This is a genomic window from Frankia sp. AiPs1 (assembly GCF_023716945.1).
Taxonomy (GTDB): domain Bacteria; phylum Actinomycetota; class Actinomycetes; order Frankiales; family Frankiaceae; genus Frankia.
Genome location: NZ_JAMQQF010000240.1, coordinates 1 through 8,463 on the forward strand (window position 1 = coordinate 1; position 8,463 = coordinate 8,463).

8 protein-coding genes and 2 pseudogenes are annotated in these 8,463 nt (G+C 73.8%); 2 read left to right on the plus strand and 8 right to left on the minus strand.

Annotation, left to right across the window (positions count from 1 at the left end):
* The 5 genes and pseudogenes from ND748_RS19115 to ND748_RS19135 form a co-directional block, all read right to left on the minus strand.
* Nucleotides 1-469, minus strand: a pseudogene (locus tag ND748_RS19115) (lipase); the annotation flags it as partial.
* Between the two features lie 105 nt (nt 470-574).
* Nucleotides 575-1,480 (minus strand): SDR family NAD(P)-dependent oxidoreductase, encoded by a 906-nt coding sequence (locus ND748_RS19120; protein ID WP_251747372.1) that lies wholly within the window; start codon nt 1,478-1,480, stop codon nt 575-577.
* Nucleotides 1,481-1,627: 147 nt separating this feature from the next.
* Complete coding sequence (locus ND748_RS19125; RefSeq protein ID WP_374215975.1) at nt 1,628-2,725, minus strand: NAD(P)/FAD-dependent oxidoreductase; 1,098 nt, start codon at nt 2,723-2,725, stop codon at nt 1,628-1,630.
* A 357-nt stretch (nt 2,726-3,082) separates the two neighbouring features.
* Nucleotides 3,083-3,991 (minus strand): trans-aconitate 2-methyltransferase, encoded by a 909-nt coding sequence (locus tag ND748_RS19130; RefSeq protein ID WP_251747374.1) that lies wholly within the window; start codon nt 3,989-3,991, stop codon nt 3,083-3,085.
* Nucleotides 3,992-4,253: 262 nt separating this feature from the next.
* Nucleotides 4,254-5,081: a MerR family transcriptional regulator gene (locus ND748_RS19135; protein ID WP_251747375.1), complete on the minus strand. Its 828-nt coding sequence runs from the start codon at nt 5,079-5,081 to the stop codon at nt 4,254-4,256.
* A 130-nt stretch (nt 5,082-5,211) separates the two neighbouring features.
* Between ND748_RS19135 and ND748_RS19140 the strand changes: the two genes are divergently transcribed.
* Complete coding sequence (locus ND748_RS19140; protein ID WP_251747376.1) at nt 5,212-5,856, plus strand: dihydrofolate reductase family protein; 645 nt, start codon at nt 5,212-5,214, stop codon at nt 5,854-5,856.
* 67 nt (nt 5,857-5,923) lie between these two features.
* Here the strand turns inward: ND748_RS19140 and ND748_RS19145 are convergent, their stop codons facing one another.
* From ND748_RS19145 to ND748_RS19155, 3 genes and pseudogenes are all read right to left on the minus strand, one after another.
* Entirely contained in the window at nt 5,924-6,640 is a 717-nt protein-coding gene (locus tag ND748_RS19145) for a class I SAM-dependent methyltransferase (protein ID WP_251747377.1), read from the minus strand.
* Between the two features lie 87 nt (nt 6,641-6,727).
* A pseudogene (locus ND748_RS19150) lies at nt 6,728-7,578 on the minus strand (NAD-dependent epimerase/dehydratase family protein).
* On the minus strand, nt 7,575-7,976 hold the full coding sequence (locus tag ND748_RS19155; RefSeq protein WP_374215976.1) for a nuclear transport factor 2 family protein: 402 nt from the start codon (nt 7,974-7,976) through the stop codon (nt 7,575-7,577). The pseudogene ND748_RS19150 and the gene ND748_RS19155 overlap by 4 nt, the downstream one beginning before the upstream one ends.
* 194 nt (nt 7,977-8,170) lie before the next feature.
* Here ND748_RS19155 and ND748_RS19160 point away from each other — a divergent pair.
* Nucleotides 8,171-8,463 (plus strand): helix-turn-helix transcriptional regulator (locus ND748_RS19160; RefSeq protein ID WP_251747380.1); only part of this gene is annotated, 293 nt, incomplete at its 3' end.

An 8,463-nucleotide genomic window follows, 5' to 3' on the forward strand; every position in this document is an offset into this window, starting at 1 on the left:
CCCCGGCGCGGCTGGCGATGCGGGTGTCGGCCAGCGCCTGCGCGGGCAGGGTGGCGGCCAGGCCGAGCGCGCCCAGGTAGCGGCGGATCTCCTCGGTGGTGGCATAGCGGGCCGGGGTGCCGGTGGCGGGCCGCGCCGGATAGTAGACATCGACCATCAGCTCCCGTGCGACGCCGGGCACCCACGGGTCGCGTCGGTGGCGGTCGACCAGGTGCAGGGTGTCCCGGCCGACCGCGAGGGGCCCGGTGGGGCGGGGCAGCGCCAGCCCCGCCGCCGTCACCGGGCCCTGCGCCGTCACCGGGCCCTGCGCCGGTGACGGGGCCTGTGTCGGTGACACGGTCTGTGTCGGTGACGGGGCCTGCGTCGAGGAGGGGACCTGCGGGGATGCGGCCGCCTCGGCGCTGGCGGCACCGGCGACGGGGAGCAGGAGGATCGCTGCGGTGAGAGATACGACGCGGAGGATTGCCATCACTGCTCGCACTCTAAGTGGCTTGTCAGTCGCCCACCGTGCACCCCGGGTAGTCCATCAGGCGACACCTCCCTCCCGCGCGCCCGGCCGGGCGCCACCCCGGCGTCATGACTGGCCGGCTGCGGCGGCGCCGGGCCCGCCTGCCAGCCAGGCGGGCAGGCGCGCGGCCAGGGCGGCGGTCGACCAGCCGGCCGGGACGTCGACGTCGGGGTCGAGGTAGGAGATCTCGGTGCGGGTCGTGGCCACGCCGATGCTGGTGCCGTTGAGCTGGAAGGCGCGGCCGGTGATGCGCCGGCCTTCCTCGGTGCACAGATAGATCCCCAGCGGCGGCACCGTCTCGGGCGCTGCGGGTGGCGGCAGCGCAGCGCCGACGGCGGCGACGCGGGTGCCAAGCTCGGCGCGGAAGCTCTTCGCGTGGTCGACGAGGCTCGCGACGTAGTCGTCGTGCAGGGCGGTCGCGGTCGCCCCGGGATTGACCGCGTTGACGCTGATGCCGAACGGACGCAGCTCCTCGGCGGCGTAGCTGGCCAGCACGGCGTTGGCCGCCTTCGCCGCCCGGTACGCGGCATTACGCGGAAAGTGGACGTCGGTGACCAGATCGCCGGTCACAATGATCGTGCCGCCGCCGGCCTCGATCAGGTGGGGCACGCTGTGGCGCAGGGAGTGGAACGTCCCGTGGGTGGCGACGGCGAGCACGTCGGTCCAGTCATGCTCGTCGGCGTCGCGCAGGAACCGTGGGCGGATGATCGCGGCGTTCGCGATCAGGATGTCGAGCCGACCGAAACGCTCGATCGCGGTCTGCACGACGCGCCGGGCGCCGTCGAAGTCGGCCACGCTGTCGTGGTGGGCGACGGCGATGCCGCCGGTGGCCTCGATCTCGGCGACGACGGACTGCGCCGACGTCGGCGTGCGATCGGCGCTGGCGGGCAGGTCGTTGACGACCACCTTCGCGCCCTCGGCGGCGAGCGCTCGGGCATACGCCGCTCCGACTCCGCGGCCCGCGCCGGTCACGATCGCGACCTTGCCCGCCAGCCCGCGTGCCGACGTGCCTGCCCGTGTGTCTGCTGACGTGTCTGCCGGTGGGCCGGCCTGTGTGTCTGCCATCGCGGATCCCCTTTCTTGTCCCTGGTCAGGACGTGTCAGGACGTGTGCCGGCGGCTAGGCGGCGGTGGGGCCGAACTGCTCGATGAAGCGGGCGGTGAACAGGTCGGTGCCCTTGTACTGGGAGACCGTCGCGGCGGGGACGACGGCCGGGCCGTCGGGAGTCGGCAGTTGACCGACGCCGCCGTGCGGGCCGAGCGGGAGAAGGATCATGGGGTAGGGCAGGGGCCGGTAGGTGGCGGTGGGCTGCTCGCCGCGCAGGCGGGCGGTGATGTTCGCCGCCACGACCTCGGCGTGCTGCCCCGCGTATCCGGCCATCTTGGCCTCGGCGACGTCGGTGAGGTCGCCGACGGCGTAGACGTGATCGTGCCCCTGGACGTTGAGGGTCGCGGTGACGGGAACCTGTCCCTGCACGGTGAGTGTGGTCAGCCGGCCGTCGGTGAGGTAGTCGCTGGTGATGTGCACGCCGTAGGCGCGAAACCAGAGGTCGGCGGTGATCTCGTCGCCGCCGGTCGTGGCGACGGTGAAGGTCGCGGCCTGACCGGATGCGGTGGTCGGCGGCGCGCTCAGGCCGGTGCCCAGCCGCAGGTGGATGCCCAGCTCGTCGAGCTGGCGGTGCAGGTCTGCGATCAGCTCCGGGGCGAAACCGGGCAGCAGCTGCGCGGCCGGGTCGACGATGGTCACCTGCTTGTCCGGCCAGACCTCCCTGATCTCACCGGCCAGCTCCAGGCCGACCGGCCCGGCGCCGAGGATGAGGACCCGCGCGGCGTCGGCGAGTTCCTTGTGGGTCTGGCGCAGGTCGTCGAGCGCCTGGCTGGTGGAGGCGGCGGCGGGCTTGGCCGGGTAGGCGTAGCTGGATCCCGTGGCCAGGACCAGATAGTCGGCCCGGACCCGCCGACCCGAGGCCAGGGTGACGCCGCCGGGGTCCGCCGAGACCGCGCGGTCGCGGATCACCGTGGCCCGGGTGAGCAGCGTGTCGAAGGGGAAGAAAAGGTTGCCCGCCCAGTCGGGCCGGGTCAGTGCCCGCAGTGACCCCGCGGCGTTGACGAAGGCGTCGCGGGGATCGATCAGGACGACGTCGGCCTCGGCCTCCAGCGCCTTGGCGACCGCCGCACCCCCATAGCCCCCGCCGACGACCACGACCGTTCGACCCATGATGAGCGTCTCCCACCAGCCAGGAATCGGCGCTCGACGGCTGCCGAGCGCCGTCGCCGACTCTCGCGGGCCGCCACGGGGTGAGGAAGGCCGGGCGGAGGCTGGTAGCGACAGGGCACCCATCGCGGCGCCCGGCACGGCCGCCGAACCGAGGTTCATCCTGCCGCCCTGCCTTGCCGGCCGGTGCCGTCGCAGGCGCCGTACTGGGCCGTGTATCCCTGACAGTCCGGCGGGCCAGCGCCATCGGCCACGACAAGAGCCCGGACAGTTACCTCGCTGGTCTCCGCCCCCGCACCGCCATGATCTGAATCAGGAAAATCACGCACACCACCCCCTGATCACCACCACACACGCGTCCTAGCCGGGGGCGCGGCCCCAGGCGATGGCCGTGGCGAACGACAGGTCGAAGAACGCCGGGTCCGCGAGGGCGGCAAGGGCCTCGTCGAGGAGGTCGTCGCTGGCGAGGTCCAGCTCGCGGATGTGGGGGCGCAGCCGGGTCAGGGTCAGCGCCCAGCACTGGGCGGAGGCGTTCGCGCCGCCGGTGGTCGGCAGGTGCACGCTCAGCCCGACGTCGATCAGGCCGCGTGCCTGCAGGGGGGTGGGGAACCCGCGGGCCCAGGCGGAGTCCGTGCCGATGGTCTTCGCCAGCACCTCGTCGATGCTGCGCATGGCCTGGCGGAACGGCGGGTGGGGTGAGGAGTCGAGGGGGAACCCGACGATCGACTCGACGACGAGGACGCCGGCGGGTGCGAGCCAGTCCCGCAGGCGGTCGAGCACCTGCTCGCGGTCGGGCAGATGTTCCAGGACGAACCGGGTGTGGATGAGGTCGAACGGGCCGCCCGGAGGGGCGGGGTCGCGGGTGACATCGTGGCGCAGGACCGTCAGGTCCGGGCCGGCGAGGACGTCGAGATGGCGGGTGTCGACGTCGGTGGCGACCACATGGCCGGCCCCGCTGGCGTGGCCGGCCCCGACGCCAGAGCCGACGCCAGAGCCAGAGCCGGCGCCATGCCCGGCTCCGGCCTCGGTGGTGGAGTTGGCGTCGGCGCCGGTGACGCGGTCGGCGAGCCAGGCCGCGATCGACCCCCCGCCGGCGCCCACCTCCAGGCATCGCCAGCCGACGCCGACGCCACGGTCACCGAGGACGCGGATCGTCGTCGGGTCGCAGACCGCGGCCATCGCGGCCAGCCGGGCGCGTTCGGTGTCGGTGGGGCCGCCGAGCACATCGTCGGCGTAGCGGCGCCGCCGCGCCGGCGCGGTGTCCGTCATCGCCGTGCTCCGCGGTGGGCGTGCGGGCAGGGGCGGGCGTCGGCGGGCCGCGGACGCCCGCGCGGGCTCTCCTGGTCGAATGCACTCACGTTCCGACACTGTGCCGTGACCCGGGGGATCCCGCGCGGGGTTCCGCTCACCTCACCTCACCCCGGCCCCCGGCAACCGGGGCGTCGCCGACATCACCACCGACGCGTCCCCACCACCGGCGTCCCCAGACCGGATCACCCTCGCTCGCTCGCTCGCCGGGCCGCCGCGGCGGTCAGGACTTCGTGATCGGCGCCTGGAGTTCGGTCACCCACCGCTCGGGGGCGTGCGGCGGGCAGGCGAGGTAGAGCTCACGGGGGTAGCCGACGCCGCGGTAGCCATGGGCGTCGATCCAGGCGGCCAGCAACTGGCCGGTGGGGACGACCTCGTTCATGGACCCGCGGTGGGTGAGGGTGGCCGCGGCGGGAACCTCGGGCAGGTCCACGATCGCGACGTCGTGGCCGGCGTCGGGCTCGGCCGCGACCGGCACGGCCGCATGGACGATGATCGTGTCGTCTGCCTGCGGCGAGTCGGTGTAGTAGGCGATGGGGGGTCCGGTGGGGGTCACCCCGGCGCGGGCCAGCCGGGCGAACAGGTCGTCGAACAGCGGCCCGGCGACCGGTCCGATGTCCTCGGGGGCGTGGCTGGCGGCGGGGGCGACCAGTTCCGCGACCCGGACCGGGGTGAGGCGTTTGACGAGAACCTCGTCGGTGGGCATGTGTCCCTCGCTTTCCATCGCGCGGAGCCTCGCGTGCACCCGGGCCAGCCGTGCGCTGTCGGCCGCGATCGTCGCGGCGAGCTCGGCCTGCCGCAGTCGCAGCATGCCGCGCAGTTCGGCGACGCTCACCTGCTCGTCGAGGATCGCCCGCACCTGCCCCAGGGTGAGACCGAGGTCCTTCAGGGCGATGATCCGGTTGAGTCGGGCGAGCTGGTCGGCCTGGTAGTAGCGGTAGCCGCTGACCGGGTCGACGTGGGCGGGCCGCAGCAGTCCGATCGCGTCGTAGTGCCGCAGCATGCGCACCGACACGAGCCCGCGGCGGGCGAAGTCTCCGATGCTGAACATGACACCCACCGGTCTACGGCCTACCACGGTGTCAGGGTCAACCGTCGGCGCCGCAACGCGGCGAGCAGTCCGCCGGGGCCCGCGGGTCTATCTTGCGACCGGGACACCACCAACGCATCAGGAGCAGGGCATGGGCCTCATCCACGTCGAGCTGTTCGCCACCCTCGATCTCGTCGGGCAGGCGCCCGGCGGCCCGCAGGAGGATCCGATGGGGTTCCCGTTCGGCGGCTGGCAGGCGCCCCTGCTGGACGAGGTCGCCGGGGCGCAGGTCGGTGCCGCCTACGAGGGCACGGACGCCCTCCTGCTCGGCCGGCGCACGTATGACATCTTCGCCGCCTACTGGCCGCACCAGGAGGGCGGCGAGGACAACATGATCGCCACGCTGTTCAACAGCGTCCCGAAGTACGTGGCTTCCCGCGCCACGCCCACCCTGTCGTGGGCCGGATCCACGCAGCTCGGCCCGGATCTCCCCGGCGCGGTGCGCGAGATCCGTGACCGGCACGAGCACGTGAAGGTCGTCGGGAGCCTGAACCTGGTGCAGACCCTCCTGCGCGAGAAGCTCGTCGACCGTCTCGACCTGTGGCTGCACCCGATTGTGCTCGGCGTCGGGAAGAAGGTGTTCGACGGTGGCGCGGTGCCCACGAACCTCACCCTGCTCGAACCGCCGGTGGCCAGTGCGAAGGGCACCGTCTACCTGCGCTACGGGCTCGCCGACGGCACGCCCGGCACGGGAGACATGACCGCCCCCGATCGCGGTGTCGGACGCGACGACTGACGCCGCTGGCGGCCGCGCCGAGGACGGGTGCCGACACCGGCCATCATGATCGAGCTCGTCGTGTCGTTCAGGGCGATGATCCGGCGTCGGCGCCGCCGTCCTCGCCGGGGTCCGCTCGGGTGGCGGCCAGCGCGAGCAGGTTCGGAACGGGATGATCATCGTCGTCCTCGGCGGTCTCCCGCAGGACGAGACCGGCGCCCGTCAGCGCGTTGAGCAGTACCGGCAGGGGGACGTTGACCACCCCGACGCGGGAGCGGATCCCGTCGCCGAGCAGCGGATGTTCCTCGATGCGCCGGTGGAGGCGGTAGCCGGGACGGACGGTGCAGGAACCCTCGCCGTCGCGTTCGACGAAGACGCCGCCGAAGCACGGGTGCGCGGCGACGACCACCAGGCGTCCTCCCGGGCGCAGCACCCGGTGGGCTTCGGTGAACATCGGTCGCAGGTCGTCGACGTCGGTGGTGGTCATGATCGTGGCGACGGCGTCGAGGGACCGGTCGGCGAGTGGGAGCCCCTCGGCCCCGGCGACGACGGCGCGGACGCCCCGGCGGCGGGCGAGGTTGACCTGGCGCGCGGAAATGTCGACGCCGATCACCCGCCAGCCCAGGGCGGCCAGCGCGGGGGCGTGCGCGCCGCCGCCGCAGCCGAGGTCGAGACAGAGACGGTCCTGGCCGGGACCGAGCAGCCGGGCCAGCAGGCGGTCGGCCGAGCGGGCGACCGGATGGCCCGCTCCCCTGGCCACGAAACCGTCATACCAGTCGGCGAAGTCGTCGTAGCGCGGGCGCATGCGACAACCTGACCACGGACTGTGGTGCCCCGTCACCGCGTTTTCGGCGCGCACCGCGGCCGCCCGTCCCGGCAGCTGAGGCACCGGTCAGCGTCCCGGCATCGGGGTGTTCGCCCACTCGGCCGCGTGGTCCTCGACGAACGCGGCGAAGGAACGGGGTGGGCGACCGGTCAGGTCCAGCACCGCGGTGCTGACCAGATCGTGGCGACCAGTCCCCAGCTCGGCGTCCACGGCGGCGAGGGCGGCGGCATGCCGGCGGTCCGGTAGGTGCCCGCCAGCTCGCCGGCCCCGCTGCGCAGCACCCGGATCGGCCGGCCGGCGCGGGCGGCGATGATCTCCGCCGCGGCCGGGTAGCTCAACGCCTTCGGCCCGGTGAGCAGGTAGTCGTTCTGAGCGTCGGGCTCGCCCCCGGGGTCGATGAGCAGAGCGCAGGCGGCGGCGATATCCCGGGCGTCGATCCAACCCAGTCGACCGGTCCCGGCGGCGGTGCGGATCTCGCCGTGCGCCCGGATCCCCGCGCCCAGCGGGTGTGCGCCCAGGAAGTTCTGCATGAACCCGGACGGGCGCAGCACGACCCACCCGGGCTGGGCCCGCACCCGCGCGGCCAGCTCCAGCGGGCCGGGGGCGTTGGGCAGCTCGACGGCGGAGCCCAGCAGCACCACCCGGCGCACGCCGAGGCGTCGCGCCGTGACCAGCAACGGCCCGACCAGCGGCAGCGGATCGACGGTGTTCACCGGGGGCACCAGATAGACCCGGTCCATCCCGCGCAGCGCAGCCGGATGGGTGGCCGGGTCCTCCCAGTCGAACCGCACCGCGTCAGGATCGCCGGCAGCCGGGTTGCGGCTGGCCACCCGGACCGCAACGCCGCGCCCGCGCAGCAGCGCGGCCAGCGCGCTGCCGGTCTTCCCGGTGCCGCCGGTGACCAGCACGCCGCTCATCGGGCGGCCGGCGAGGGCAGCGAGGGCGGCGAGGGCAGCGAGGCGAGCAGCTCGGGCAACATCCCGGCCGCCGAGGCGGCGGCCAGCGAGTTCCAGTAGTCCCGGTAATGGGTGATCAGACCATCCTCGACGGTGATCACCGTGATGTAGTCCAGCCGGTAGGGCTCGCCGGTGCGCACCGTGCGCCCGTGCGCGGTGAACTCCACCACGATGGTGTCCGGCCGGTCCGTGTGATGCACGGTGACCGTCGGTATCGCCTGCACGTCCAGATGTTCCGGGTAGCCGGCCAGGTAGCCACGGACGGCCTCCCGCCCGGCCAGCGTCCGCGGCGAAACCTGCGCGGCGAACGGGAACTCGGCGGTGCCGTGCTGCGCCCACAGCTCGGCGACGGCCGTCATGTCCTTGGCCAGCAGCAGGTCCAGCAGCCGACGGAACGTCTCCTCGGGGGTGGCAGCCACGGTGGTCCTCCGGTGTTCGGTGGGGGTGTGACCATGGCCAATCTGGGCGCGGGCGCGGCGCCGGGGAACGGACCGGTGAGCCCCGGACCGCTGGTCCGTGGTTAGGCCGGGCGCCTGCGTGGCACCGTGACCGGGTGAGCAGAGGTGAACTGGCCGACTTCCTGCGCCGCCGACGGGAGGCGCTGCGCCCCGGCCAGATGCCGCCCGCGGCCGTGCACTCCCCGGGCCGGCGCGCCCGGCGCACTCCCGGACTGCGCCGCGAGGAGGTGGCCGCCCTGGCCGGGGTGTCCACCAGCTACTACGAACGACTGGAGCAGGCCCGCGCGCCGCTTCCGTCCCCGCAGGTGCTGGCCGCGCTGGGCACGGCGCTGCGGCTCACCGCCGCGGAGCGCGAACACCTGGCGCGGCTGGCCGGGCAGGCCCCGCC